Annotated in this window: 18 protein-coding genes; 9 read left to right on the forward strand and 9 right to left on the reverse strand. The window is 68.3% G+C overall.

From position 1 onward, the window contains the following. The first annotated feature begins 176 nt into the window (after positions 1-176). Both IE247_RS08790 and IE247_RS08795 read left to right on the forward strand, forming a co-directional pair. Complete coding sequence (locus IE247_RS08790) at positions 177-1,460, forward strand: NsdA family TPR-like regulatory protein (RefSeq protein WP_229868884.1); 1,284 nt, start codon at positions 177-179, stop codon at positions 1,458-1,460. Beyond that, complete coding sequence (locus tag IE247_RS08795; protein WP_190122388.1) at positions 1,457-1,996, forward strand: GNAT family N-acetyltransferase; 540 nt, start codon at positions 1,457-1,459, stop codon at positions 1,994-1,996. Before IE247_RS08790 ends, IE247_RS08795 begins: the two co-directional genes overlap by 4 nt. A 288-nt stretch (positions 1,997-2,284) precedes the next feature. On the opposite strand, the gene IE247_RS08800 is transcribed toward IE247_RS08795, so the two are convergent. From IE247_RS08800 to IE247_RS08810, 3 genes are all read right to left on the reverse strand, one after another. Next, positions 2,285-5,419 carry a type I restriction endonuclease subunit R gene (locus tag IE247_RS08800; protein WP_190122389.1) on the reverse strand — a complete coding sequence of 1,045 codons (3,135 nt, stop codon included), beginning with the start codon at positions 5,417-5,419 and terminating at the stop codon, positions 2,285-2,287. Further along, the gene (locus IE247_RS08805) at positions 5,419-6,633 is read right to left on the reverse strand and encodes a restriction endonuclease subunit S (protein ID WP_190122390.1); all 1,215 of its coding nucleotides are present in this window, start codon (positions 6,631-6,633) and stop codon (positions 5,419-5,421) included. Before IE247_RS08805 ends, IE247_RS08800 begins: the two co-directional genes overlap by 1 nt. Before the next feature lie 80 nt (positions 6,634-6,713). After that, the gene (locus tag IE247_RS08810; protein ID WP_190122391.1) at positions 6,714-8,459 is read right to left on the reverse strand and encodes a type I restriction-modification system subunit M; all 1,746 of its coding nucleotides are present in this window, start codon (positions 8,457-8,459) and stop codon (positions 6,714-6,716) included. 852 nt (positions 8,460-9,311) lie between these two features. On the opposite strand from IE247_RS08810, the gene IE247_RS34960 reads away from it, so the two are divergent. The 4 genes from IE247_RS34960 (at position 9,312) to IE247_RS08830 (ending at position 13,408) form a co-directional block, all read left to right on the forward strand. Then, the gene (locus IE247_RS34960) at positions 9,312-9,503 is read left to right on the forward strand and encodes a transposase (protein ID WP_373305534.1); all 192 of its coding nucleotides are present in this window, start codon (positions 9,312-9,314) and stop codon (positions 9,501-9,503) included. Between the two features lie 283 nt (positions 9,504-9,786). Continuing rightward, positions 9,787-10,314: a PadR family transcriptional regulator gene (locus IE247_RS08820; protein ID WP_190122393.1), complete on the forward strand. Its 528-nt coding sequence runs from the start codon at positions 9,787-9,789 to the stop codon at positions 10,312-10,314. Then, on the forward strand, positions 10,311-11,000 hold the full coding sequence (locus tag IE247_RS08825; protein WP_190122394.1) for an ABC transporter ATP-binding protein: 690 nt from the start codon (positions 10,311-10,313) through the stop codon (positions 10,998-11,000). The genes IE247_RS08820 and IE247_RS08825 overlap by 4 nt, the downstream gene beginning before the upstream one ends. After that, positions 10,997-13,408, forward strand: a complete 2,412-nt coding sequence (locus tag IE247_RS08830; RefSeq protein WP_229868886.1) for an ABC transporter permease — start codon at positions 10,997-10,999, stop codon at positions 13,406-13,408. The genes IE247_RS08825 and IE247_RS08830 overlap by 4 nt, the downstream gene beginning before the upstream one ends. Positions 13,409-13,474: 66 nt before the next feature. On the opposite strand, the gene IE247_RS08835 is transcribed toward IE247_RS08830, so the two are convergent. From IE247_RS08835 to IE247_RS08845, 3 genes are all read right to left on the reverse strand, one after another. Further along, positions 13,475-14,377, reverse strand: coding sequence for an alpha/beta fold hydrolase (locus tag IE247_RS08835; RefSeq protein WP_190122395.1), 903 nt, complete (start codon positions 14,375-14,377; stop codon positions 13,475-13,477). A 141-nt stretch (positions 14,378-14,518) separates the two neighbouring features. Continuing rightward, positions 14,519-16,363: a DUF8823 domain-containing protein gene (locus IE247_RS08840; RefSeq protein WP_190122396.1), complete on the reverse strand. Its 1,845-nt coding sequence runs from the start codon at positions 16,361-16,363 to the stop codon at positions 14,519-14,521. A gap of 263 nt (positions 16,364-16,626) precedes the next feature. After that, complete coding sequence (locus IE247_RS08845; protein ID WP_308433210.1) at positions 16,627-18,807, reverse strand: D-alanyl-D-alanine carboxypeptidase family protein; 2,181 nt, start codon at positions 18,805-18,807, stop codon at positions 16,627-16,629. A 341-nt stretch (positions 18,808-19,148) separates the two neighbouring features. Between IE247_RS08845 and IE247_RS08850 the strand changes: the two genes are divergently transcribed. The 3 genes from IE247_RS08850 to IE247_RS08860 all read left to right on the forward strand — a co-directional run bounded on the left by IE247_RS08850 (position 19,149) and on the right by IE247_RS08860 (position 21,471). Further along, complete coding sequence (locus tag IE247_RS08850; RefSeq protein ID WP_190122397.1) at positions 19,149-19,874, forward strand: GOLPH3/VPS74 family protein; 726 nt, start codon at positions 19,149-19,151, stop codon at positions 19,872-19,874. Between the two features lie 334 nt (positions 19,875-20,208). Continuing rightward, positions 20,209-21,069: a helix-turn-helix domain-containing protein gene (locus IE247_RS08855; protein WP_190122398.1), complete on the forward strand. Its 861-nt coding sequence runs from the start codon at positions 20,209-20,211 to the stop codon at positions 21,067-21,069. 198 nt (positions 21,070-21,267) lie between these two features. After that, positions 21,268-21,471 (forward strand): DUF397 domain-containing protein, encoded by a 204-nt coding sequence (locus IE247_RS08860; protein WP_190122399.1) that lies wholly within the window; start codon positions 21,268-21,270, stop codon positions 21,469-21,471. Positions 21,472-21,601: 130 nt separating this feature from the next. Here IE247_RS08860 and IE247_RS08865 read toward each other — a convergent pair whose 3' ends face one another. The 3 genes from IE247_RS08865 to IE247_RS08875 form a co-directional block, all read right to left on the reverse strand. After that, positions 21,602-24,208 (reverse strand): NACHT domain-containing protein, encoded by a 2,607-nt coding sequence (locus IE247_RS08865; RefSeq protein ID WP_190122400.1) that lies wholly within the window; start codon positions 24,206-24,208, stop codon positions 21,602-21,604. Between the two features lie 66 nt (positions 24,209-24,274). Next, positions 24,275-25,390 carry an ADP-ribosylglycohydrolase family protein gene (locus IE247_RS08870; RefSeq protein ID WP_190122401.1) on the reverse strand — a complete coding sequence of 372 codons (1,116 nt, stop codon included), beginning with the start codon at positions 25,388-25,390 and terminating at the stop codon, positions 24,275-24,277. Between the two features lie 180 nt (positions 25,391-25,570). Further along, on the reverse strand, positions 25,571-26,137 hold the full coding sequence (locus IE247_RS08875; protein WP_190122402.1) for a hypothetical protein: 567 nt from the start codon (positions 26,135-26,137) through the stop codon (positions 25,571-25,573). Positions 26,138-26,306 lie beyond the last annotated feature (169 nt).

Raw genomic sequence — 26,306 nt, forward strand, 5'->3', positions numbered from 1 at the left:
AGCGTGCGGACCGGGCCGTCAACAGCCGCCCGGGATGGTGGGCGGCCGACACCCAGATAACCCCGGTTTCCGTTCGGCTGGTTAGGGCCATCAGGCAGGCGCTCAAGGGCCGACCTAGGGCGATTTGACCCAGCGTTTACCTGACGACTGGGCCACGCGAGCGCTACCGTGCCGGGATGGATGCCACGCGCAACACCGTTCTTGAGGCGTGGATGGCAGAGCACGGCTACAGCTCCAACAGCCTCGCCGACGCTGTGAACAGGTCCTTAGAGCAGTTGACCGGAAGGCCCGGAGGGCTCGACGGATCATCGGTCCGGGGCTGGAAGGCCGGCCGCGTGAAGTGGCCGAAGTCAGCCACTCGCAAGGCCCTTGAAGACATCGCTGGTCTGCCCGCCACCGCTTTAGGGTTCGTACCACGGGGCAGGACTCTGTCGGCCCTGGTTCCACCGCAGCAGGAGGACCCTGACATGAAGCGCCGCACACTCGTCGGCGGGCTCGCGACGGCCGCCGTCGCCGCGGCCTCACCTGGCACCGCGTCGCCACGCAGGATCGGCATGAGCGACGTCGACCGTCTCCAGAAGCGCTTCGCCGAGATCATCGCCAGCGACCACCGGCACGGCGGCCGGCTCGGTATCGAACAGCGAGCCGCCGCCCTCGCCGACGAGGCACTGAACCTCCAGAACGCGGGAAGCGCCACCCAACGCGTACGCAGCAGCCTCTACGCCTCCGCAGCAGCGTTCCGCTCCTCGGCGATGTGGGCCGCGATCGACGGCCGGCGCTACGACGACGCCAAGACCCACATGCGGGAAGCTCAGACCCTCGCCGAGATGTCCGGTGACCAGGCGATCAAGTTCCGCATCTGGAGCCACACCGGAACCATGTACCGGCACCTCGGCCGCCCCGCAGACGCCCTCGCCGCGAACGACGTGGCCCGCAACCTCTTCCTCACCCGGCGCGACCCCCTGTTCGCGTCCCTCGGCCTGGCCCGGCAGGGAGCCATCCTGGGCACAGCCCAGGATCGCAGCGGCATGCGTCGAACGTTCGACCAGGCACAGGAGGCCATGCTGCGCTCCAACCCGACGGACTACCGCCCCGTGTGGATGCTCGCCTTCTACGACCAGGCCGAGCTGGACTCACTGGCCCTGTCCGCGAACCTGGCGCTGGGCGACTACCCGACCGCCGAGTACCACGCCCACCGCTGCCTGTCCGCGCTCCGCCCCCACATGATCAGATCCCGCGCCATCGCGACGACCCGCCTCGCACACGCCCAGCTCGCGCAGGGGGCCGCGGACGCCGCCACGGCCACCGCGATGAAGGTCCCCACCGACGTCGCCACCCACCATGCCCGGGTAGCCCGCATGCTCCAGGAGTTCGGCGCCGCCCTTCGCGCCACCGCTCCCGGCAGCATCACCGCGCAGACATGGACCGAGCACGCCGCCACCTGGAGGACCACCGCATGACCACGGCCCCCACCATCGAACTGCGCACCTTCACCACCCTCGGCCCGATCCGCGGCGACCTCCTCGACGTCTACGCCGACGTCCGCGCCCCCCTCCTCCACCTCCCGAACTACGCGGTCACCACCTTCGGCGAACGCCTGGACCGCCACGGCACCGAACCGGGCTTCGTCGCCGTCCTCGCCTACACGGACGACGAACCAGTCGGCTACGCCTACGGCAACACCATCGAACGCGGCGACCGCTACTGGCAGCGCACCACCCCGGAGCCGGCCGAGAAGTACACCGAGCGCCCAACGCTGGCCATGAAGGAGATCGGCGTCCGCCTGGCCTGGCGGAAGACCGGCACGGCCCGCCGCATCCACGACGCACTCCTCGCCGCCCGCCAGGAGCCCTACGTAACGCTCATGGTCAACCCTGCCGCTGGCGACGGAAAGGTCCACGCGCTCTACAGGTCGTGGGGGTACCAGGACATTGGACAGAGTCAGCCGTCACCAGCCTCGCCGTCCCTCACCGTGATGGTCCACGCCAACAGCTGACCCAGACGCGGGTCGCATCGGAGGTGCTCTCTGCGTCACATGCTCCCAGTAGTCAGCTTCTGCTCGTTGGCTGACCTGTACGGTCTCCGCGTCGCCCAGTATCGTGGCGGACCGAGCCTGGAGACCGGGGAGCCACACGCCGCGCCAGTCAGCAGCATCTCCAGGCCGCGCCCGGTTATTGACAAGCGGCCCCGAGGTCAGAGGCTCGGGCAGCAGTGGTACGGACCCTGTCTGCCTTCACCTATGTGTGGAGTGGTCTGCTGGAGGCAAGACCTGTGTGCTGCCGTACTAAGAATCCACCTGCTGATCGACCGCTGCTTCGTAGAAGGCATCCGCGAGGGCGACGATGATCGAGTTGATGGCCGGCCCGTCGGTGAAGAAGTAGTCAGCCATCGTGTTGTGGGCGTCCTGGTTGTCTGCGACCGCCTCCGTAACGGCTGCTTGGAAGTCTGGTGACTCCACGAACTGCTTCTTGGAGTTCACCTTGGTCTGCCTGATCAGGTTCGGGTCGGCGAGCAACCGCTGGACGAGTCCCTGTACGAACTCCCTGACCTGGGACTCGGCGAACGATTCGGCGCCGAAGAGGTCATTCATCTTGTCTATGACGACCTGGAGCGCGACGTACTTCGGATCCTTCTTCATTCCCGTGCCGGCTGCGCTGATGCCCTTCAGCTGCCCGTCGCCCACGAGCGAGATGTTGACCGGGATTGCCTTGTTGTGCTTGACCCCGACCAGCACCACGTCGGAGAGGTCCACGTCGGCCGCCCAGGCGGACTCGGCGATGACCTTCTCCAGCAGGCGCAGGAAGATCGAGAGCATCTCCATGTAGGGGTCACCGTAGTCGACGATCTGGGACATGAAGTCATAGAGACGTACGTAGGTGGAGACATCCTTGCGGAATAGGTCGAGCGCCTGGAGCGTGACCTTGTCCTCCTCCTCGATCGCCCGCGCGTAGCGGCGCCGGAAGTCGTGCTGCGCCGAGCTGATCGCCGCCGAGAGCGCGTTGTTGCCCTTCCGGGTCACCCACAGCTCGGCGACCTTGCGGACGTCGTCCTCGGTGTAGATTCCGGCCTGGGCAAGCTTGTTAGCCAGGTGGACGACGACGTACGGATCGGTCTCGGTCTCCAGGGTCGCGTTCTTGAAGTACGGCTCGAAGGCCGCCTTGATGTCCTCAGGCTTGTTGGCGAAATCGATGACGAACGTCTTGCGCTTCTGCTCCCCACCAGCGGTGCGGTGGGTGCGGTTGAGCCGCGAGAACGTCTGCACCGCAGCGACCCCCGACAGCTTCTTGTCAACGTACATCGCCGAGAGGAGAGGCTGGTCGAAACCAGTCTGGAACTTGTTGGCGACCAGCATGATCTTGTAGGTGTCGCCCTTGAACGCGGCTGCCAGATCAGCCCCCGCACCGGGGTTCATATTGGCCTCGGTGAACTCGTCATCCTTTGACGGCCGCGGGCCCCAGTCGCTGTGCCAGGTCTCGTCCTCGACCATCGTCACCCCGGCGGAGAAGGCAACCAAGGTGCGGTAGTTGTACGAGGCATCCTCGGTGCGGCGCCTGGCGATGTAGGCGTCGATGGCCAGCTTGTACTTCACCGCAGACTTGCGCGAGTCGGTCACCACCATCGCCTTCGCCTTGCCTTCGAGCAGGTAGGCGACGTTGGCGTGGAAGTGCTCGACGATGATCTGCACCTTCTGGCTGATGTTCGTCGGGTGGAGCTTCACCCACCGCATCAGACCCTTGCGGGCGGTGGCCTCCTCGACCTCCCCGCCGTCGCCGCTCTCGGCCTTGCCGGCGATTTTCAGCGCGGTGTCATAGTGCTGGTAACCCCTGAGCACGTCGAGGATGTAGCCCTCCTCGATCGCCTGCTTCATCGAGTACAGGTGGAATTCGTTCGGCTTCCCGTCGGCCCCCTTGCGGCCGAACAGCTCCAGCGTCTTATTCTTCGGCGTCGCGGTGAAGGCGAAGTAGGAGATGTTGTCCGACTCGGCCCGCTCGGTCATCTCAGAGGCCAGGATCGACTCCACATCGACCTCGCCGCCCTCCTCGATCTCCTTGACCTCCTCGGCCGTCAGCACCTGCTTCAGCTTCGAAGAGATCTGCCCCGACTGGGAGGAGTGCGCCTCATCGGCAATGACAGCGAACCGTTTGCCCTTCAGGCCAGCGTTGCTCCGGATCTCGTTCAGCGCATGCGGGAAGGTCTGCACCGTCACCGCGATGATGAGCTCACCGTTCTTCAACGCCTGCGCCAGCAGACCCGACTTCGACTTCAGGCCAGCCTTGCGGACGTCCTCGGGGCTGATCGTCCTGACGATCTTGTCGGTGCCGTCGATCTGCCGGATCGCATCCTGCAGCTGGGAGTCGAGCACAGTGCGGTCCACGACCACGATGACCGAGTCGAAGACCTTCTGATTGTCGACATGCAGCCGCGCCAGCCGGTGAGCCGTCCAGGCAATGGTATTCGTCTTCCCCGACCCGGCCGAGTGCTCAATCAGGTACCGCTGCCCGACACCCTCTTCCTTCACCGCCTCGACGATGTTCGTGACGGCCTCCCACTGGTGGAACCGCGGGAAAAGCATGCTCGTACGCCGCACCGAGGTGCCGGTAGTGACGTCCCACTCCTCCTTGGTCTCCACGATCATCAGCCGCCCGATGATGTTCAGCCAGGCGTGCTTCTCCCAGACACGCTCCCACAGGTACGCCGTCGACGACCGGCCGTCCGCACCGGGCGGGTTGCCGGCTCCACTGTCGAAACCAATGTTGAACGGCAGGAAGTGGGTCTTCTCCCCCTCCAGCCTCGTGGTCATCGCCGCCAGGTCGTTCGAGACCGCGAAGTGCACGAGCGCCCGGTACCCGAACGACAGCAATGGCTCCGGCCGCCCGTTCGTCAGCGGATTGCGACGCAGCTTGTACTGGTTGACTGCCTCGTCCAGCGACTGGGTGAAGTCGGTCTTCAGCTCCACCGTGGCCACCGGAAGCCCGTTGATGAAAAACACCAGATCGATACTGCGCTGGTCAGCGGTCGAGAAGTGCACCTGCCGCACCACCCGCACCCGCATCGCCTCGTAGAGCGTCGTCGTGGTCTCGTTGAGCGACGTCTCCGGTCGGAACTGCGCCATCTTCAACCGGCCACCGCCTATGTACTGCACCCCGTTGCGCAGGATGTTCAGCGTCCCACCGCCGTGCTCCAGCGGCCGGTCAAGCGCCGCGGTCAGTACGTCGAGGAACTTCGCCTGCGAGCCCGCCGACTTCAACGCCTTCTCGTACGCCAGCTTCTGCGTCTTCTCCAGCCATGCGAACAGGTCTTTGGGAAACAGTGCCCGCTCGCGGTCGTATCCCGTGTCGTTGGCCGAGTACAGCCAGCCGCAGCCCTTGAGGTACTCGCAGATCTCTGTCTCGAAGACCACCTCCTTGTGGTCAGCCATCACGGCACCTCTCGTACGTCGATCTGCCCCGTCACCGCAGCCGTGATCACCGCAGACCGACGTTCCCTGCAGAGCTCGATGAACCGGTCCGACTCGGCGATGAGCGCGTCGATCTTCGCGGTCTCTCCGTCCAGGCACTGGACGATGCGGCGTTGCTCGTCGAGCGGCGGGAGCGGGATACGGAAGGCCTTCAGGTCACCCATCCCGATCGTTCGGATCGTCGATCCGTTCTGGAACGAGTCGAAGAATGGCTGCATCGCATCCTCGAACAAGACCCAGAGGTATTCAGGGTCAAGGTCAGGCCCGCACACCCACGCCGCGAAGTGCTGAGATGTCGCCATCGGGGCACCCATGATCGCCGTCCGGCCGACAGTCGCGTCTCGCGAGAGGACAACGGTTCTTGCTGGAAGGAGCCGGGCAGAACTGTTGGCGATCCCAGCGTCGCTGATGTGTTGTGCCGTGTCCTGCAGGTACTTGACGCCCCGCATCATCCCAACGTCGTGGAGGCTTACCCATGGGATATAGCAGTCCCGCCACCAGTCCTCGCGGGAGCGGCTCGGCGTGTGCCCGCTCTCCAGCTCGGCGACTGACGTGAGCGGGACAACACGCCAATCAGCTGGGAGATTCTCTGCCCACGGCAGAGGGCTCTCGACCTCATCGGTCGGCACTGTTCCATGCAAAGCAACGTTGACACGGAGCGCAAACCGCCGCTCCCGGAGCATTTCAATCAGCCGCTGTTGCTCTTCGATGAGCGTGTCGATGCGGGCCGTTTCGCGGTCAAGGTAGTCGGCGATTGCGCGCTGCCCATCAGCCGGTGGCAGGATGACGGGCAAGCGAGCAACATTCGAGAACTTCAACGATTGACGGACGCCCCCGCCAAGACCGTAGAAGACCTTGGTCACGTCGTACGACCGCATTAGGTACTCGGCGTAACGCGCGTCAATTCCGGTTGGCCTCGCCGAGACGTATGCGGACGTGATGATCCCGCGCTCAGTCACACGCGCCGATCGCAGGCTGCGCTGGTCGTTCTGAAGGTCAGTAAAGCGAAAGACCAAATGGTTCGGCTCGACGATTTGATAAGTCTCGAAGGACTCAGGCAGGAGACCCCCAATGGCGTCGATATCTTTTCTAATGATGCGTCCGAAACTGAGGGACAGAAGATTACTCTCGGTCAGGCCAACGTTCTTGACCTTCGACTCGTGGAGCACAGACATCAGCGGCACTGTGTCCCACCCCTTAGGGATGCGGCCAACCCAAGGGACACCACTGTCCTGATACTCGGCGTACGACATCATCATCCCTCGACCTCGCGCAGCAATTCGAGGATCTTAGCGACCTGCTTCTCCAAGTCGGCGTCGATCTCGGCGAGCAAACGGGGCGGAACGTACTTATAGAAGTGGCGGGTAAAGGGGATCTCGTAGCCAGTCTTGGTCTTGGCCAAGTCAACCCAGGCGTCAGGAACGTGCGGCTTCACTTCCGCATCGAAGTACGCCTGGATTACTTCGCGCTCCCCTGCCGCACCAACGGTCGAGCCACCATAGGTGAAGGGCACGTTCTCGGTGTCGCGCTTCTTCGAGTCTGGCTTCGGGTTGCCCTTTCGGTCGACGGCAGGATTCCCGCCCCTATCGAGCAGAGGGCGCTCGACGGTGACAGTCCAGTAGCCGAACTCATCGTTGCGCAGGACTTTGGAGAGCTCGGGGTCGGCGTCCTCGAAGTCGGCGTACAGCCGCACGACCTTGGCGCGGTCGTCGTCGCTGATCTCGCGCCCCTTGGACCCTAGGTTCTTGCGCATCTTGGTCCAGAACGACGTGCCGTCGATGAGTTGCACCTTGCCCCGACGATCGGGGTGCTTGGTGTTGTCAAGAATCCAGATATAGGTGGCGATGCCGGTGTTGAAGAACATGTTGGTCGGCAGAGCGACGATCGCCTCGACGAGGTCTTTCTCCAGCAGCCATCTGCGAATATCGGAAGGGCCGGATTCGGCACCTCCGTTGAAAAGTGGCGAACCGTTCATTACGATCCCGACGCGCCCCCCGCCGTCCTCGGGTTCACGCATCTTGTGGGTCAGGTGAAGCAGGAAGAGCATCTGACCGTCAGATGTCGCAGGAAGCCCCGGCGCAAAGCGACCATAGGGGCCAGCGGAATCGCGCTCCTCATTGACAGCCTTGGCATACTGCTTCCAGTCCACCCCATAGGGCGGATTGGACATGCAGAAGTCGAACTGGCGCCCCTTGAAGGCATCGTCGGTGAGCGTGTTCCCGAAGGCGATGTTGGAGGTGTCGTGGCCCTTGGCGAGCAAATCGGACTTGCAGATGGCGTACGACTGCGGGTTGTACTCCTGGCCGTACAGGCTCAGCTTCGCTTCGGGGTTCTCGGCGAGCAGGTGTTCCTCTGCCAGGGAGAGCATGCCGCCGGTACCGGCGGTGGGGTCGTACAGCGACCGGATGATGCCACCCTCGGTGAGGTCGACGTCCTTCTCTGCGAAGAGCAGGTCGACCAGCAGCCGGATCGCGTCGCGCGGCGTGTAGTGGTCTCCGGAGGTCTCGTTCGCTGCCTCGTTGAACTTGCGGATGATGTACTCGAACGCATCCCCCATGTCTGCGTTGGACACCACGCCGGGATGCAGGTCGACGGCGCCGAAGGACTTGACGATCTCGCGCAGGAGCCCGGCCTTCTCCAGGGCCAGGATCTCCTTCTTGAAGTCGAAGTACTCGAACACGTCCACGTCGGCGGAGAACCGGTCGATGTAGTCGGCGAGGTTGTCCGCCAGCCCGTCCGCATCGGCCAGCAGGTTCGCGAACTCGTAGTTGGACGTGTTATAGAACGTCCGCCCCGTGGCCTTCTTGACCTCGACCTTGAGCCGGTTCGGGTTCTCGTACCTCGCAGTCAGCTCCTGTACCATCGCGCGGTCCGGTTCGAGTACACAGTCGAGCCGTCTCAGGATCGTGAACGGAAGAATCACTGTCCCGTACTGGTTCGGGCGATAGGGGCCCCGAAGCTGGTCAGCGATCAACCAGATGAAGCTACCGAGCGTGCTCACAAGGTTCCTCACGAGAATCGTCTAGCAATGACGTCACTCTGCCAGATGTAGCAGCCACCGTCCCGTGGTTCAGCCATGGGACCTCCTCTGCATGCTCTTCCTGATCGACCCAGGTGCTTGCACGTGTAGCCGGAGCGGCAACTCCGCTGGCGTTGGAAAATGCAAAGCAAACCGGGCGCCGCAGCCCCCACTACGGCGAGATAGAAATGCGCCGGCACGACACCGAGATACCTCAGGTGCGTGAGCAATGCGTGAGCGGACTGCCCGATACAGGGCGGCATGAGCCGGATCAAGTGGCTCGCCGCGCGGTTCTGACCAGGGGAAACAGCACCGCGCGCGGCAGCGCCAGGCATCACCCAGCAAGGATTCGACCCCACTCCTAAAGCGGGTGTCGCAGGTTCGAATCCTGCCGAGGACACGCTAAAGCAGCAGGTCAGAGGCCCTGTCGTTCACTAGGGCGACAGGATCTCCGGCGTGCAGCACACATAAGGACGTCCGGCGAGCGGCACGCGAGGCCGGGAGCCGTCTGAGCTGGAAGACAATCACGCGGCTGGTCGGCGGCCGGCTGCTCGTTCTTGATGAGCGAGAGGTCCCCAAGAAGATCGAGAAGCGCGCCAGGGACGCGGCTGCCGGGACGATGGACCGGGATGGCGGGAGGACCGTTGAGCCGGGCCGACCTGCCCGAGCCCGGAGCGGTGCTCGCTAAGCTCGACTCCATAGCTGACCAGGCCGGCGACGAGGCAACGGAGGCCAGCCGCCGACTCGGCTTCCCGCCCGAGGAGTACCCGCCCTTCGTCCAAGCCAGCTAGGCAGTTTCGTTTGGATCTTCTGCTCGTTGGCCTGGGTGGGTCGTTGACTGACGCACAGTGGGCGCGGATTGAACCGTTGCCGCCGGATCGGACGCCGAAGCGCGGTGGCCGGTGGCGTGACCACCGCGAGGCGATCGACGCGATCGCTTTCAAGTTCCAGACCGGCTCGCAGTGGGTTCACCTGCCGGAGAGGTACGGAAACTGGCGGGCCCGGCGCGTTCCTCGCGCGCTGTAATTCATCAACTCTCCTTGCGGCGATCGCAGGCGTGTTTGGCGCGTCCGTGCCCGGCCTCGCAGACCTCCTGGGCCTGATGCGCACGCTCGGCTTCCGCCGCCTCACGCACCTCGCCTTACGGACCGCCGCCAACAGAACGATCCGCTGCCCGGAGGGGGCAGCCCGTACAGGATGCCCAAGCCTCTGGCTGTGACCCGCCCCGCCCTCTGCCTCCCACAGCCCCCGCAGCCCCGCCGCAAGCGGCTATACACACCATGTATACGCAGTGTGTATAGTCCTCGGCATGTCCATGGGTCACACACTGCTCGGGCTCCTGGAGTCCGGGCCGCGCCACGGTTATGACCTCAAGCGCGCCTTCGATGAGAAGTTCGGCCATGACCGGCCGGTCCATTACGGGCAGATCTACGCGACGATGTCGCGGCTGCTCAAGAGTGGGTTGGTGGCGATCGATGGTGTGGAGTCGGGTGGTGGCGGGCCGGAGCGGAAGCGGTACGCGATCACTGAGGCTGGGATCAGTGATGTCGGGCAGTGGCTGGGGCGGCCGGAGAAGCCGCAGCCGTATCTGCAGTCGACGCTTTATACGAAGGTTGTGCTCGCCCTGGTCACGGGGCGGAGTGCGGCGGGTCTGCTGGATACGCAGCGGGCCGAACATCTGCGGATGATGCGCATTCTGACCGACCGCAAACGCGGCGGAGACTTCGCTGATCAGCTCATCTGCGACCACGCCCTGTTTCATATGGAAGCCGATCTGCGCTGGCTGGAGCTGACAGCCGCGCGTCTGGACCGGCTCGCTAAGGAGGTCGGCGCGTGAGCGCGTACCCCGGTTCTCTTCTCTGGGCCCAGGATCTGCGGAAGGTCTATGGCCCCACACCCGCCCTCGACGGGGCGTCCTTCTCCGTTCGCGCGGGTGAGGTCGTGGCCGTGATGGGGCCGTCGGGGTCGGGGAAGTCGACTCTGTTGCACTGCCTGGCCGGGATCATCTCCCCGGACTCGGGGTCGATCGGCTATGGCGGTCAGGATTTGGCGACGATGTCGGACGCGCGTCGCAGTGCGCTGCGGCGGTCGGAGTTCGGTTTTGTGTTCCAGTTCGGGCAGCTGGTGCCGGAGCTGACGTGTACGGAGAATGTGGCGCTGCCGCTGCGGCTGGCGGGGGTCGGGCGGAAGGAGGCGCAGCGGGCCGCGCTGGAGTGGATGGCGCGGCTGGAGGTGGCCGAGGTCGGGGACAAGCGGCCGGGGGAGGTCTCGGGAGGGCAGGGGCAGCGGGTCGCGGTGGCGCGGGCGCTGGTGACGTCGCCGAGGGTGATTTTCGCGGACGAGCCGACGGGGGCGCTGGACTCGCTCAATGGGGAACGGGTGATGCAGCTGCTGACGGACGCGTCGCGGGAGACCGATGCGGCGGTCGTCCTGGTGACGCACGAGGCCAGGGTGGCCGCATACTCGGACAGGGAAATCGTTGTGCGTGATGGCAAGGTTCGAGACATGGCAGGCACGGTATGAGTCAGCTCACGAAACCCCCTGTCGTCATGGTCACCGAGACCGATACCGACGGCGCGGGCGGGGTCCGGGGCTGGGTCAGGGAGCTGGCGCTGGGGCTGCGGTTCGCCGTCACCGGCGGCCGGCGTGGCTGGATACGCACGGCTCTGACCGCCTTCGGCGTGGGGCTGGGTGTGGCGATGCTGCTGGTCGCCTCGTCGATCCCGCAGATGCTGGAGAACCGCGATGGGCGCGGGGACGCCCGTCAGATCGCGAAGTACGACTCCGAGAAGGCGTCGGACCGCTCGTTCCTCTACTTCCCCAACAACACGGACTACCACGACATAACGGTGACCGGCATGCTCCTCCAGGCGGAGGGCAAGGGTGACATCGCGGCCCCGCCCGGTCTGACGGAGCTGCCGAAGCCGGGCGAGATGGCGGTCTCCCCCGCTCTCGCCGAGCTGCTGTCCTCTCCCGAGGGGGCGCTGCTGAAGGACCGGCTGCCGTACAAGATCACGGCCACGATCGGGGACACCGGTCTGACCGGGCCGAACGAGCTGGCCTATTACGCGGGCACTTCCGCTCTCACGGAGGCGAGCGCGGGCGGGCGCTCCGAGGGCTTCGGCGGCGGGCCCCGCTTCAGCGAACCGCTCAACGGGATACTGCTGCTGATCGTCCTGATCGCCTTCATCGCCCTGCTGCTGCCGGTCGCGGTCTTCATCTCCAGCGCCGTGCGCTTCGGCGGCGAGCAGCGCGACCGCCGGCTGGCGGCGCTGCGGCTGGTGGGCGCGGACCGGTCGATGGCGAACAGGATCGCCGCGGGCGAGTCGCTGTGCGGGGCACTGCTGGGTCTGCTGGTGGGCGGTGGGCTGTTCACGCTCGCCCGCCACTGGGCGAGCGAGGTCACGGTCTGGGACATCTCGGCGTTCCCCTCCGATCTCTCTCCGGCTCCGGCGCTGATCGCGCTGGTCGCCGTCGCCGTGCCGGCCGCCGCGATCGTGGTCACGCTCTTCACCCTGCGTTCGGTGTCGATCGAGCCGCTCGGTGTCGTACGGAACAGCACGCCGCGCACCCGCAAGGTGTGGTGGCGGGTGCTGATGCCGGTGCTCGGCCTGGTGCTGCTGCTGACGCAGACGGGCTCGATCTCGATGGGCGGCACCTCGATCAACTCGCTGCTGATCGGCGCGGGCGCGCTGATGGTGCTGGTGGGGATCACCGTGCTGCTGCCCTGGCTGGTCGAGGCCGTGGTGAAGCGGCTGGACGGCGGGCCGGTCGCCTGGCAGCTGGCGACGCGCCGGCTCCAGCTCAGCAGCGGTACGGCGGCCCGCGCGATCAGCGGCATCGTGGTCGCGGCGGCCGGGGCCATCGCGCTCCAGACGCTCTTCAGCTCGGTGGAGGGCAACTTCATCAAGCCGACCGGGGCGGACACCGAGCAGGCCCATCTCCATGTTTCCTCGCAGGTCCGGGACGGGGCCGAGGCACGCGCCAAGCTCGGGCAGTACGCGGACTCCAGGGGCGTCGCCGGGCTGGTCGGGATCGTGGAGTCGACGGCCAACCAGACGGGGCCGAAACCGGCGGGCGAGGAGGAGTTCCTCTTCACGGCTCTCACGGTCGGCGACTGCGCGTCGCTGCGGCAGCTCGCGAAGCTGCCGTCCTGCGAGGACGGCGATGTCTTCACCGTCGACAAGGTCGACAAATACGACCAGTACACGTACTACCCGCGTGCCGGGCAGAAGCTCTCGCTGGGCGGCAACCGGAACCACGGCGATGCCGGTGAGCAGCTGGCGTGGCAGATCCCCGCCGACGCCAAGAGGGTGAAGGCTCTCATCGACCCGTCCGGCGAGCGGACGGGCGGAGTGCTGGCCACCCCCTCCGCCGTGGATCTGGCGAAGCTGTCGAAGCCCTGGGCCACGGCCATGATCAAGCTGGACTTCAAGACGCCGAACGCCATGGAGCACGCGAGGAACGCGGTGGCCGAGCTGGCCCCGCCGCCCCAGCCGACCACCGTGCGGGAGATCGAGCTGAACGAGGTGAACGCGAAGTTCGCCGGTATCAGGACCGGTCTCCTCATCGGCGCGACGGCGACGATGGCACTGATCGCGGTCTCCCTGCTGGTCACCACGTTGGAACAGCTCCGGGACCGCAAGCGGCTGCTGGCGGTGCTGATGGCCTTCGGCGCCCGGCGCTCCACGCTCTGCTGGTCGGTGCTGTGGCAGACGGCCGTGCCGATCGGTCTCGGGCTGGCGCTCGCGACGGTCGGAGGGATGCTTCTCGGCCAGGTGCTGCTGCTGATGGTGGGAACGATCGCGACGGACTGGCTGGTCTTCCTGCCGATCATCGGGGTCGGGGCCGGGCTGATCCTGCTGATCACGCTGCTGAGCCTGCCGCCGCTGTGGCGGATGATGCGCCCGGACGGTCTGCGCTCGGAGTAGCCGCACAAAGCAAGTAAAGGAGGAGGGGGTACGGGGAGAGCTCCCCGTACCCCCTCCTCGGTGCTGCTACGGGACCTCGGACCGCGCCGCGTCCTGGATCACCCGTGTCACCAGATCGGGGTGGGACATCATCGACACGTGCGAGGACTCGATCTCGACGGTGCGCGAGCCGGCCCGCTCGGCCTCGAAGCGCTCCAGATCGGGGGCGATCGCCTTGTCGTTCTTCGACACGACGAACCAGGACGGGATGGTCTTCCAGGCCGCCGCCGTCGCCTCCTCGGCGAATCCGGCCGCCGCGACGGGCCGCTGTTCGGCCGCCATCACCCGGGTCTGCTCCTCGGGGAGGTCGGCGGCGAAGACGGCGTGGAACTTGTCCGTCTTGATGTAGAGGTCGGTGCCGCTGCCGTTGGCATCGGTGTACGGGACGGGGTTCAGGGCCGGTGCCAGTTCGCTGCCCGGGAACTTGGACGACAGCCCCTCGGGGGACTCGCCGATGTCCGGCATGAAGGCGGAGACGTACACCAGCGCCTTGACGTTGGGGTTCCCGGCGGCGGCCTGGCTGATGACCGCGCCGCCGTAGGAGTGCCCGGCGAGCACGATCGGGCCCTCGATCGACTTCAGGACCGAGGCCACGTAGGTTGAGTCGTTGCTGACGCCCCGCAGCGGGTTCGGCGGGGCCACCACCTTGTAGCCGCGGTGCTGGAGCCGCTCGACCACGTCGTTCCAGCCGGAGGCGTCGGCGAACGCGCCGTGCACCAGGACCACCGTCGGCCTGACCCGGTCGCCGGTGCCTTCGGGGGTTTCCTGGTCCTCGGGGCCGGCGACGGCGGGGCCGGCCGCGAACAGGGCGGCGGTCGCGACGAGGGCGAGCGCGCCCGTACGGGAGAGTCCGCGGCGGCGGCGCGGCCCCGGGGAGCCGGATCCGGCTCCGGCTCCGGAGGAGGAAGCGGGCAGGGAGGACACAGCCATGGCTGGCTCGTTTCTGCTGGGGGAAGGCTGTCGGTCCTCAGCGTTGGCGAGTCCCGGCGGCCCCGCGCGCCCCACGGAGCGGGAGAGTGAAACGGCCCCCGCGTCCGGGTGACGCCACCACACCGAGGGAGGGCGGCGGCCTCAGGGCCCGCGCAGCTCCTCGGGGCAGGGGGTCCCGCGCGAGATGCCGTACGGGGCCGCCAGCCGGTACTCCCCGGCCCGGGGCGCGACCAGTTCGGTCCACTCGTCGCCCTGCGCGTCCTCCTCGGCCTTGAGGAGACAGCCGTCCAGGTTCACGAAGGATCTCGGCTCGCTCTCCCCGCGAAGCTTGGACTCCTCCGTCTCCTCCGGTACGCGCACCTTCTCGCCGTCCGCGTCCACCAGGCCCAGCCAGGGCGAGTACGGCACACGGATCATGACCCGGCCCGGCTTGTCCACCTTGATCCGCACCTGGTCGGCGGCGGCCCGCTGGACGACGGCGGGCGGGTCGGCCATCGGCTGGGGGTCGCGGACCGCGAAGAGCTGCCAGTTCTCGTCGGACCAGATCCGGTCCAGATACGGCAGCCCCTGGCTCACCAGCTCCGCCTCCGCGCGCCCGCCGGTGTCGGGCGGACCCTCCGGCAGGACGACGTAATGCACCGCCCACCGGTCCAGCCAGGCCCGGTAGTCGGCGGAGCCCAGCGGGGTCTCCTTGTCGTAGAAGATCGGGTTCCGCTCCATGTCGGCCTGGCGGTTCCAGCCGCGGGCCAGATGGAAGTACGGCGAGAGCGCGGACGCCTCCCGATGGCTGCTCGCGGGGACCACCTCGACCCGGCCGCGCTCGGCCTTGACATCCTGGAGCTTGTCGACCAGCGGGGCCAGCTCGAACGTCCAGGACGCCGTCGGGGCCGTCCGCACGATGTCGTCCACGGCCTTGAAGCCGATCCAGAAGTTGAGCCCCGCGAAGGCGAGGACGAGCGCGTACCACTTCCGGGAGCGGCGGACGGTGTACGGCAGGGCGGCCAGCAGCGCCACCCCGGCGAAGAGCATCGGCAGCCGCGAGATGTTCGAGCCGATCTGGGAGTCGATGACCCAGGTCAGCAGGGTCGCGACGGAGTAGAAGGCGGCCCCGACCCGGACCGTGCGCCACTCCTTCGGCACCAGCAGAAGGACCGCGATCCCGAAGACGAGAGGGAGCGAGGTCGATCCGAAGGACATCGGCTGGGTCCCGGAGAAGGGGAACAGCCAGGAGGAGAGCGCCACGACCGCGACCGGCGGCAGGCCCAGGACGTACGCCCCCGGCCTGCGCCCGGTGAGGAAGAGCGCGGCGGCCACCACACCGACGAAGAGCCCGGCGACCGGGCTGGAGGCCGTGGCGAGCGCCGCGAGGACGGCGGTCACGGCCGCCTTCGCCCAGCGCCTGTGCAGCCAGAGGTAGGGCCAGCAGAAGAAGGCCGCGACCGCGCCCACCGCGAACATCATGCCGAGGCCGAAGGTGACCCGGCCGGAGAGCGCGTTGCAGAGGAAGGCGAAGACCCCGGCGAGCGAGCAGGCGAGCGGATTCCGCACGGCCCGTATCCGGACCAGGATCAGCGCGGTCAGCGCCGCCGAGGCCGTGCCCGCGAGCATCATGGTCGGCCGGACGCCGATCAGGGACATCAGATACGGCGAGACGACGCTGTACGAGACGGGGTGCATCCCGCCGTACCAGGCGAGGTTGTACGCCGAGTCGGGATGGCGGCCGACGAACTCGGTCCAGGCGTCCTGGGCCGCCAGATCGCCCCCGCTGTTGGCGACGAAGAGAAACCAGAGCACATGGGTGAGCGCCGCTGCCACGGTCGTGACCAGCACGGGACGGCGGGTGGCACGGTCCCGGAGGTCGGCGGCGGCCTCTCGCACACGGCCGCGCCCCCCGTCCCCCGGGTCCGAGCCGGCGGAGGACAGATCGGGGCGCGGTCCCGTACGGGTGCTGTGGCCGTCCGTCCGGACCGGCTCAGCGGTGCTCACTGCGACTCTCTCCCCGTCTTCCCGTCCAGGTGCTGGTCATGCCGCCGGGTGGGTGTCGGTATGGGCGTGGTGGTGGATTCGATCCGTGGATCCGTGGATCCGTGCCGTGCGCCGCCGCCCTCCAGGACGTGTTCGGGCGCTCTTCAGTTGCCCGGACGCTAACACGAGGGCGTCCCGGGGATCCGGGACGCCCTCGCACCCGGCCGGAAGAGGGCCGGTATCACCGCTCGGAGCGGTAGGCGGGTCAGCGAGCGGGAGGCGGGTCAGCCGACCCGGGTCAGCTTCTCGCCGAAGCCGGGCTCCGCCATGTCCCGCTGGAGCGCGACCGGCGCGGAGACCAGGCCGGGGCCGGTCCCGACGGAGATACGGCCGATCTCGTCCCCGGCCGCCCCGCTGCCCGGGACGGTCTTGCCGCCGCCGTCGATGGTCAGCCTGACCTCATGACCGGCCCAGCCGATGGCCTTCAGATCCTTGGTGGCGACGACCGGGGTGACCCCGCCGAGACCGTTGTCGATCCGGCCGACGACATCGCCCTTCCTGACCACGGTGGCCGAGGTCAGAGCCTCCTGGGCCTTCTCGATGACCCGGATGCTGTGGGTGACCGCCAGCTCCACCTTGGCTGTCAGGTTCGGGGCGTCCTGGATGCCCAGGGTGACCCCGAGGATGCGGCGGTCCTTGCCGTCGACCGGCACCTGGGCGGCCCAGAGGAGATTGCCGCCGGCCGGGGTGGAGGAGCCGGTCTTGATGCCGCCGATGCCGGCCTTCAGCAGCGCCCGGCCATTGCCGTTGTAGATCGTCTCGCCGAGGGTGGGAATCTCGACGTGCGGGGTGTCGACTATCGAGCGGAAGACGTCGTTCTTCATCGCGGCCTTGGCCAGTTTGAGCTGGTCCTGCGGGGTCGAGACGGTGGTCTTCGACAGACCGCTCGGGTCGGTGTAGACCGTGTCCTTCATCCCGAGGTCCTTGGCGGCGGCGTTCATCTTCGCCACGAACGCCTTCTCGGATCCCGCGTCCCAGCGGGCGAGCAGCCGGGCCACATTGTTCGCGGAGGAGATCATCAGCATCTCCAGCATCTCCCGCTGGGTGTACTGCTGGCCCTCCTCGACGGGCTCGACGGACTCTATGTCCTCGCCCTTCTCGTACTCCTCGTCCGCGCGCCGGTCGATGGTGATCTTCTCCCCGACCTGCTTGCCGGTGAGGGGGTGGTCCCTGAGGATCAGATACGCCGTCATCGTCTTGGTGACGCTCGCGATCGGCGCGGGCTTCTGCGCGCCGTACGTGGCGACCATGCCGACGCCCTCGACCTCCACCGCGCCCTGGCCCTCGCCGGGGAACGGCAGACCGAGCTTGCCCCCCTCGAAGGTGAAGGACGGGTCGACGGAGAGCGTCATCCGGGGCTCGGGCAGCGGGCGCATCACCTGCACGACCGCGAAGGCGACCAGCAGGAGCAGCACGAGCGGCGTCCAGATCTTGACCCGGCGCAGCGCCGAACGGACCGGGGTGTCCGGGGTGTTCGTCAGCTGGGCGAGCAGGTCCAGCGGGGGCTGCGGCGGCAGCGGCTGCTGGCTGGTCCGCTCGGCCTCCGCGAGGCCGGTGGGCCCTGCGGGTCCCGCGGGACCGGCGGGGCTCGCGGGGCCCTGGGGCCGGTCCTCGGAGGCGCGCGCCGGGGCCGAGGCGGCGGCCGGGGCGGCCGGGGTGTCCTTGCGGCCCCAGGACGCCGTCCGCACGTCCTCGTCACCGCGCAGCGGTACGAAGGTGCTGGGCCGCTCCGCCGGGGTTTTCCGGGCCGGGTTGGACTCGGTGCGCGGGGCGGGCGGGATCTTCAGCGCCCGGGTGGGGCTGTCGTCGGCGGGCTCGGGCTTGGTGATGGCCTTGAAGGCCGTGGTGGGGTGGTCGACCTCGTCGTCGTCGGCCTTGGCGGCGGCCTTGTCGGCGTCGGCGTCGGCATCTTTGTCCGCCTTGGCCGGAGGCTTGGCCGGGGCGGCGGCCGGAGCCTTGTCCACGTCCTTGACGGGAGCCTTGGCCGACTCCTTGGCCGACTCCTTCTTCGGGGCCGGGTCCTCGCCGGACGCCTTGTCCTCGTCGTCCTCGTCCGTATCGGCCTTCACGGCGGGGACAGCGATGGTCTCGCCGTCCTTGGCGCCGGCGTCCCCGGCGTCCTCTTCGGCACCCGTGTCCGCGTCGGCGTCGGCGGGCTTCGCAGGAGCCCCCACCTTCACCTCGGGCAGCAGCGCCGTCTCCTCGGCCGCCGACTCGGCCGCCGTCTCGGGCAGTGCGGCGGTCTCGTCGGCGGGGTCCGAGCCCTCACCTTCGCCGTCCGGCTCCTCGTCGGCGGAGGCGACCCACGCCGCCACCGCGGACCGGAGCTGCTTGTCCTTCTCCACCGACCCGGTCTCGGTGCCCGGTTCGGGCCGCCCTCCCCCGGAGGACGCCGGCTGATCCACACCCGATGACCCCGCCCGGCCCAGCACGGCGACACGCGGTTCGTGTTCGCCTGAAGCCGTCTCCCCCGACGACTTCCGCTGCTCCGACCTGTCGGGGGACTCGCCCGCCACCGTGCCTCCTCCATGAGTCATGCGCCGTTGCCATACGACGCACTGCGGGACGCCGGATATCGGCGGCCCGTGTTGTCCGAACCATCTATCAGTGTCCTGTGTGAGAGCACGGCCCCTGTGTGTAGACGAGAACGACATACCTATCGGTTCCCACACAAAGCCCACAGGCGCTCTCGACAGACCAATGTGAGAGGGGTCACCCTGTCATTCATCCACGCGGGGAGGCATGGATGGGCAGGAGCCGCAGAACAATTCCGGAGGAGCTTCTGCTGCTCGCTCTGGACCCGGCCACGGGTACCACAGCGCAGCCGCAGTCGCTCGACCTCGGCCTGGCCGGAGCCCAGCTAGTAGAGCTGGCTCTGGCAGGACGGATAGCCCCAGACGGGGATCGTATCGCCGTGGTGATGCCACGGCCGACAGGAGATCCGACACTGGACTCCGCACTGGAGCTGTTGCGCAGACGCGGCAGCCCGGTCCGGGCCGTCCACTGGATCGGCGGGCCCCGGCTGGGGCTGCGTCAGATCTATCTCGCGCACCTGGAGCGGTGCGGCATGGTTCATGCCGTGGCGGGCCAGATGTGCGGGGTGCTGCCTACGACGCGCTATCAGGCGACGGAGACGGCGATCAGCCGGGACATCAGAGCCCGGCTGGACAACGCGATCCGCACCGGCGTACCGCCGGACCCGCGGACCGCGGCGCTCGCCGCGCTGGCCCACGCGGTCGGACTCGGCAAGCACCTGTACCCGGGCAACGAGGGTCGTTCCTCGCGGTCCCGGCTGCGGGACCTGATCAGACACGACCCCATGGGCGGACTCGTGGCGCATGCCGTGATGGACGTCCAGAACGGGGTGGCGGCGCAGCCGCGCCGCAGCCCCTCCGCGTCCGCCGGCGGCCGTCAGGCAGCCGTGTCGATGCAGCCGCGCCGCGGAAGCATGGCCCGCGTCGCCGCGCACTGAGCACAGCCGTACCACCCAGAACAACAGAGCAATATCGAGCAGTACCGAGCAACACCGCGCGGAAACCGGCATCCCAAAACCCTCTGCCGGACCACCGCACCCCCCGGCCGTGTCAACGGCCTTTTCACTCGCCGTACATGACGCGCGGGGCGGCCATAGGCTGTCCCGCGCGTTCCCATGTGACGCGCGAACGTGCGACCTCACACACAGCGACGGCGAACGCGTCTCCCGCGAATGCGACTCGTGTTGTGATTTTGCAGCGCGCATGTGCCGTTTGGTGGCAGTCTGCTGAGCAGTAGATACGCTCAGCTACGCAGTCGGAGGTGCAGTTTCCGTGGCGTCCAACGTCAATCCCACCGTCAGGCGACGCCGATTGGGCCTGGAGCTGCGCCGGCTCCGGGAACTCAAAGGCATGACGGCCGAAGAGGTGGCGGAGCGCCTCCTGGTCTCCCAGTCGAAGATCAGCCGTCTGGAGAACGGCCGCCGTTCCATCAGTCAGCGCGATGTGCGCGATCTCTGCGGAGTCTACGAGGTGGAGGACCACCGCATCGTGGATTCGCTGATGCAGATGGCCAAGGACTCTCGCCAGCAGGGCTGGTGGCACGCGTTCGGCGACATCCCGTACAGCGTCTACATCGGTCTGGAGACCGATGCGGCGAGCCTTCGGGTGTACGAACCCCAGGTGGTGCCGGGTCTGTTGCAGACGCGCTCCTACGCGGAGGCGCTGATCGCGGGCGCGCTGCCGGAGAGCGGCGTACCCGACATCGACAAGCGGGTCAGCGTGCGGATCCGCCGCCAGGACCGGGTCAAGGCGGGCGAGCAGCCGCTGCGGCTGTGGGCGGTGATCGACGAGGCGGCGCTGCACCGGGTGGTCGGCGGCAAGGAGCTGATGCGCGAGCAGCTGGAGTATCTGATCGAACTCTCCCAGCTGCCGCATGTCACCGTGCAGGTGCTGCCGTTCGAGATGGGAGCGCATCCAGGCATCAACGGTCAGTACGCGATCCTGGAGTTCCCTGATGCGACGGATTCGAGCGTCGTCTATATCGAGGGCGTCACCAGTGATCTGTATCTGGAGAAGGCCAATGATGTGCACAAGTACAGCGTGATGTACGAACATCTGCGCGCCCAGGCGCTGAATGTCGAGCAGACGAGGGCGTTCATCGAGAACATCGCCAAGCGGTACACCAAGCCGTGAGAATCGCCCGGCGGCCGTGGCGGAGGGGTGGGGGAGGCGCAAGCTACACCTCCGCCGCGGGACGACGGGGTGTCCATTGGAATATGCCATCCGACCGAGTGAACGCGGGCCTCATGGGTCGGTTGCGGCGAGTAGCGTCCATCGAGTCAACAAAAACGTTGGCGCAGTTCAGAACCACTCGCCCGAAGCGGAGCAAAAATGGCCATCATTCAGGGAGCCACGGAGACCTGGACCAAGTCCTCGTACTCCGGAGGCAACGGTGCGTGCGTCGAGGTGAAGTCGCCGGTCCGTCAGGCGATTTCGGTCCGGGACTCCAAGGTCCCGGCGGGCCCGAGCATCACCTTCGTCCCCGGCTCGTGGAATGTGTTTGTGAGCCAGATGGACGCGTTCGACCTCGGCTGAGTGCCGCGCCGAACCACCCGGATCCTGTGCGCGGCAGAGCCGGCGCGTCAGCGGATCCGGCGCACCACCTGACAGAGCCCTCTCGACCGGTCCGCCGTCCTGGCCGAGGGGGCTCGGCCATGCCCGGGGGTCAGTTCGCTTCCGGGTAGCGCCTCCGGTCCACGTACCGCTCCGGGACGATCTCGACGGTGATCCCCGGCGGGATCTCCGCTTCGGTCAGCGAATCGTAGGAGAGGGTGAGGGTCCGCAGCCGGGGGAAGGCACGGAGCCACTCGACGGGGCCGACGACGACGGCCCCACGGATCCAGAGATGGGTCAGCCGGTCGGTGTCGCTATTTTCGACCAGGTGCCTGAGGGCATGCGCCCCAGAGATCTGGATCCGCTCACGTCCGCCCATGGCACGCAGGGCCGCCAAGTGGTCGGGGCTGTGGGCGGCGAAGTACAGGTCCGTCTCATCGAGATGGGCGATGATCTCGTCCGCGTACTCCTGGGTGTCGAAGCGGTGCCAGGCCCAGGAGAGCTGTCGGCGCACATCGAGCGACGGATGGTCGCGGAAGCGGGCGAGGAAGGAGAGCGCCCCCTCGGTGCTGATGCGGGACGCGGTGATGACGACGTTCTTGGCCTGCTCCTCCGTCACTTCCCCGGGGCCGGGGAGCAGCCCCAGGACCAGGGGCCCGCCCATCTCGGCGAGGGCCCTGGCCCATGCCCCCTGCGGCGGCGGAATCATCTGCGAGGTGAGGTTCATGACGCGGCTGCGGATGTCCGGGGAGACCTCGGTGGCATGCTCCAGACAGCTCGCGGCCAGCAGGATCCCCCGGATGGATACCAGCTCGTGCTCGTCGACCTCGGCGTCGAAGATCTTCTCGACCTGCCCGATCAGCCCCCGAAGGATCCGCTCCCGCTCCATCGGCCGCCCCAGCGCGACCGCCATCCGCACCACGTCCTCCCACTGGTCCCGCTCCGCGTTCTTCAGCAGCAGCGGGAAGTCCCCCTCCTCGATCAGGGCCTTCGCGCCCAGATAGTCCTGGAAGGTGCGGTGGACGAAGTCGACGCGCCCGGCGGCCGGTTCGCGCAGCAGCCCCGAGCGTTCGAGGAGATGGCGCAGGACGCGCTCCGGCGGGGCCTGGATGTGGGACATGTGGACGAGGGCGCGTTCCAGCTGGGCGAGGGCGTCGGAGCGTTCCATCTCCGCGCTGTCGTTGCGGATCATCCAGTGGGCGAGCTTCTGGAGCAGCAGGATCTGGGTCTCGGAGGAGAGCCTCAGATCATCGCCGGCGAGGACTCCGCGCTCGGTGTCGCGGCGCTCCAGCAGCATGCGCAGCGCCGCGTCGTAGAGGTCTTTGCGGCTGTGCGGGAGGAAGCCGCGCCGTTCGCGGTGGAGGGCGCAGAGCAGCCCGCACATCAGGGGGTTGACCGCGAGGCGGCCGAGGTCGGGGTTGGTGCGTACGGAGGTGAGGAGCCGGTCGGCGAGTTCGGCGTCCGCTGCGGCGGCGGTGTGCCAGCGGCGGACGAAGCGGGTGACGTGGTCGCGGGTCATGGGGGAGAGCGTCAGCTCGGTGAAGCCCAGGTCGGCGAGCCACTCCTCGCCGACGGCGGAGGGGCGGGCGGTGACGACCCAGAGGTTGCCGGGGAAGTCGCCCATGAGGTCGCGCAGCCAGCGGCGGGTCTCCTCGCGTTCGCGCTGCGGGATCTCGTCGATGCCGTCGACCAGGACGAGGGCGCGGCCCGCGCTGAGCACCCGGTCGGCCCATCCTTCGGGCTCCGCGCCCGCGACGGTGCTGCGGACGGCGCGCAGGAAGTCGCCGGGGGTGGGCGGCAGTCCGTCGCGTACGACGCGGCGCAGCGGCAGGACGAACGGGATCCGGCCGATGAGCTGGGTGAGGTGTTCGTCGAACTCCTCGTACCGCTGGCGGGCGGCGGTGACGGCGAGCCACTGCACGAGGGTGGTCTTGCCGGAGCCCGCGCCGCCGCGCAGCAGTACGCGGTCGCGGCCGGCGAGGACGGCTTCGGCGGGCAGCGAGAGGGGTTCGGCGTCGTGGGCGCCGACGGCTTCGAGGGAGACGTAGGCGGTGTCGAGGCGCCATTCGCGGGCCTGGTTGAGGTCGAGGCCGTAGATGGTCAGCTCGCCGTGTTTGCGCGCGATGTGCTCGGCGTACCGCTGCTCGAAGCGGGTGTCCTCGGCGAGCCGGGAGGGGAGGCGTTCGAGGAGTACGTCGAGGTGGGCGACGAGGCGGTCGAGGGTGCGGGTCTGGTCGACCAGGGTGCGGGCGACGAAGGTGGAGCGCCGGGTGAAGAAGTTGAGGATGTGGAGCGAGGCGGTGTGGAGGAGGGGGCCGTAGTAGGGCTCGGCGGCGGCCGACAGGCCGGTGGGGCGGGCGAGCCGGGCGGCGAACTCCTCCGGGCCGAGGCGGACGGCCTGTATGTCGTCCATGTCCACGTCGCCGAGGCTGTGGAGGGCGAGGGTGAGGGCGTCGGTGAGTTCCTCGCGGATCTCGGCGGTCGGGGCCTCGTGGGGGCCGTACGACTGTGCCGCGCGGGTGACCAGTTCGGCGGCGAGCTTGCGGAGGTCCTTCTCGCCGAGGGTGCGCCGCTCGCCCCGGAAGGAGACCAGGGCGGATATCCGTACCGGTCTGTCGACCAGGCCGGCACCGGCGGGCTCCTGCCGGAAGAGCTTCTTGACCAGGGGGCCCATGACGCTGGACGCGAGCCGGGCGGCGAGGGCAGCGGTGGGGTCCATGGCCGTTGATGCTAAACGAACGGCGCGGTTCTTTCGGGTGGTTGCCCCGTGGAAGGGAGCGGGCGGTCAGCCCCGGGGGTAGCGGGCGAGCCAGCCGGGGGCGGCGGCGGTGGGGCTGTGCAGCGCGGGGCCCTGGGTCATCTCCATGGCGAAGTCGTCGGCCAGCTCCAGCAGGGTCGAGCGGCCCTCCAGTTCGGCGAGCCAGGCGGGCGGCAGGGCGGTCTCCCCGTGGAGCGCTCCGAGGAGGGTGCCGGTGGCGGTGCCGGTGATCTGCGAGGGCCCGTCGTGGTTGACGGCGAGGCGCAGGCCGTGCCGGATGTCCTCGCTGACGAGGGCGGAGTAGACGGCGACGGCGAGCGCGTTCTCGGAGTGTCCCTCGCCGCCGAGCCGGCTGACGCGGTCGGCGTCGGGGACTCCCTGGCGTACGGCGTCGAGCGCGTCCGTCAGCGCGTCGGTGACCGGCTGGTGTCCGGGGCGCGCGCCGATGAGGGTGAGGGCGCGGCGGGCGGAGGCGTCCAGGGTCTCGCCCCGGGCGAGGCCGTGGACGATGACGGCGAACGCGCCGGCCGAGAGGAAGGCGGTGGGGTGGCCGTGGGTCTGGGCCGCGCACTCCAGGGCGAGCTGGCAGACGAGCTGCGGTTCCCAGCCGACGAGGAGTCCGAAGGGCGCGGAGCGCGCGAGCGCCCCGGCGTCGCGCGCTTCGGGGTTCTTCGGGCTCTCCAGGGTGCCCATGCGTTCGTCGCCGAGGCCCAGCAGGGTGGCGCGCGGCGGGTCGCGGCGGGTGTACAGCCACTCCTCTCGGGCGAGCCAGCCGTTGTCCGTGCGGCGCTCGTCGGGTCCCCAGTGGTGCTGGGTGGCGGCCCAGCGCAGATAGGCGCGGTGGATGTCGGTGGGCGGGTGCCAGGCTCCGGTGTCGCGGCGCACCTGGGCGCGGATCAGCCCGTCGACGGTGAACAGGATCAGCTGGGTGGCGGCGGTGACGGCTCCCCGGCGGCCGTGGGCGGGCACCAGGTCCACGACGCCCTCGGGGCCGTGCGCTCCGCGTATCCGCTCAAGGCTGAGGGTCGCGACGCCCGCCCCGAAGGCGTCGCCGACGGCTCCGCCGAGCAGTGCGCCGCGCACCCGGGACCGGAAGTCCTGCTGCTCGGCCCGTCCCCAGACGACGGTGGCCGCTGTGCTCACGCTCGCCCTCCCTGGACGTGGAACCTGGTCCGTGTCTCTGGTCCGTACCTCTGGTCCGTACCTCTGCCGGGGCAGCACTGTAATCGAACGGGGGACGCCCGGCCCGGGCGGTGTTCCACAGCCGGGCGAGCGGTGTGGAGCGGGTGGAGAGAGAGTGCGGGGGCGGTGGATTCGGTGTTGTCAGCGGACGACGACGATGTCGCTGCCCTTCACGGTGAAGTCCCAGATCCTCTGGCCGTCCTCGGTGCCCACCCGTATCGCGCCGGTCTGCTTTCCGGGTATCGGCTTGGGGGACGAGCCGTCGACCGCCGCAGAGAAGGCGATGTTGACATTGCCCAGGGCGGAGAAGAAGACGACGTTCTCCACGGACACCCCGTCGGTGCCGGTGGCGGTGAGCGTCCGGGTGGTGACCTTGTGGATGCCGAGTGCGGGTTCCACATTGCCCGGCCACACGGTGAAGGTACGGAGTGCCTTCTCCGTGTGGTCGACCAGCCAGACGCGGTCCTGGCCCAGCGAGTACACGACCCGCTTCCCCTGCCCCGACTCGGCGGGCACGGCCGGCGGCTTCGGCGCGGTCTTGGGCTTCTGCGGCAACGGGGTCGGCCCGGGGCTCCCCACCGGCTTACCGGCGGCGGCGGGGTTCAGCGGAGCCGACTCGCCCGCCTGCACCGCGAGCAGGAGTACGCCCATGAGCGCCGCCGAGGTGAGCCCTGTCACCAACGCCCCGGAAGATATCTGACGGGCCATCGGGCAATTGTCTCCTCAGCGCGCTCCCAGCCCCCCTCGGAGGGCGATGACGCCGAGCAGCTTATCGGCTGATACCCGGGGAGCGGGGGTGCGGGAGCCCTCGCGGGTGCGCGGGAGAGGCCCCCGCGCGCATACGGCGGCCGGACCGGCGGGACGGCATGCCGGGTGC

The organism is Streptomyces inusitatus, from assembly GCF_014651115.1.
GTDB classification, from domain to species: Bacteria; Actinomycetota; Actinomycetes; order Streptomycetales; family Streptomycetaceae; genus Streptomyces; species Streptomyces amakusaensis.

What these genes read in the sequence shown, in the direction of transcription:
- IE247_RS08790 (WP_229868884.1), top strand. Translation starts at nt 177, where the DNA reads ATGGATGCCACGCGCAACACCGTTCTTGAGGCGTGGATGGCAGAGCAC.
- IE247_RS08795 (WP_190122388.1), top strand. Translation starts at nt 1,457, where the DNA reads ATGACCACGGCCCCCACCATCGAACTGCGCACCTTCACCACCCTCGGC.
- IE247_RS08800 (WP_190122389.1), bottom strand. Translation starts at nt 5,419, where the DNA reads ATGGCTGACCACAAGGAGGTGGTCTTCGAGACAGAGATCTGCGAGTAC.
- IE247_RS08805 (WP_190122390.1), bottom strand. Translation starts at nt 6,633, where the DNA reads ATGTCTGTGCTCCACGAGTCGAAGGTCAAGAACGTTGGCCTGACCGAG.
- IE247_RS08820 (WP_190122393.1), top strand. Translation starts at nt 9,787, where the DNA reads ATGTCCATGGGTCACACACTGCTCGGGCTCCTGGAGTCCGGGCCGCGC.
- IE247_RS08830 (WP_229868886.1), top strand. Translation starts at nt 10,997, where the DNA reads ATGAGTCAGCTCACGAAACCCCCTGTCGTCATGGTCACCGAGACCGAT.
- IE247_RS08835 (WP_190122395.1), bottom strand. Translation starts at nt 14,377, where the DNA reads ATGGCTGTGTCCTCCCTGCCCGCTTCCTCCTCCGGAGCCGGAGCCGGA.
- IE247_RS08850 (WP_190122397.1), top strand. Translation starts at nt 19,149, where the DNA reads ATGGGCAGGAGCCGCAGAACAATTCCGGAGGAGCTTCTGCTGCTCGCT.
- IE247_RS08860 (WP_190122399.1), top strand. Translation starts at nt 21,268, where the DNA reads ATGGCCATCATTCAGGGAGCCACGGAGACCTGGACCAAGTCCTCGTAC.
- IE247_RS08865 (WP_190122400.1), bottom strand. Translation starts at nt 24,208, where the DNA reads ATGGACCCCACCGCTGCCCTCGCCGCCCGGCTCGCGTCCAGCGTCATG.
- IE247_RS08875 (WP_190122402.1), bottom strand. Translation starts at nt 26,137, where the DNA reads ATGGCCCGTCAGATATCTTCCGGGGCGTTGGTGACAGGGCTCACCTCG.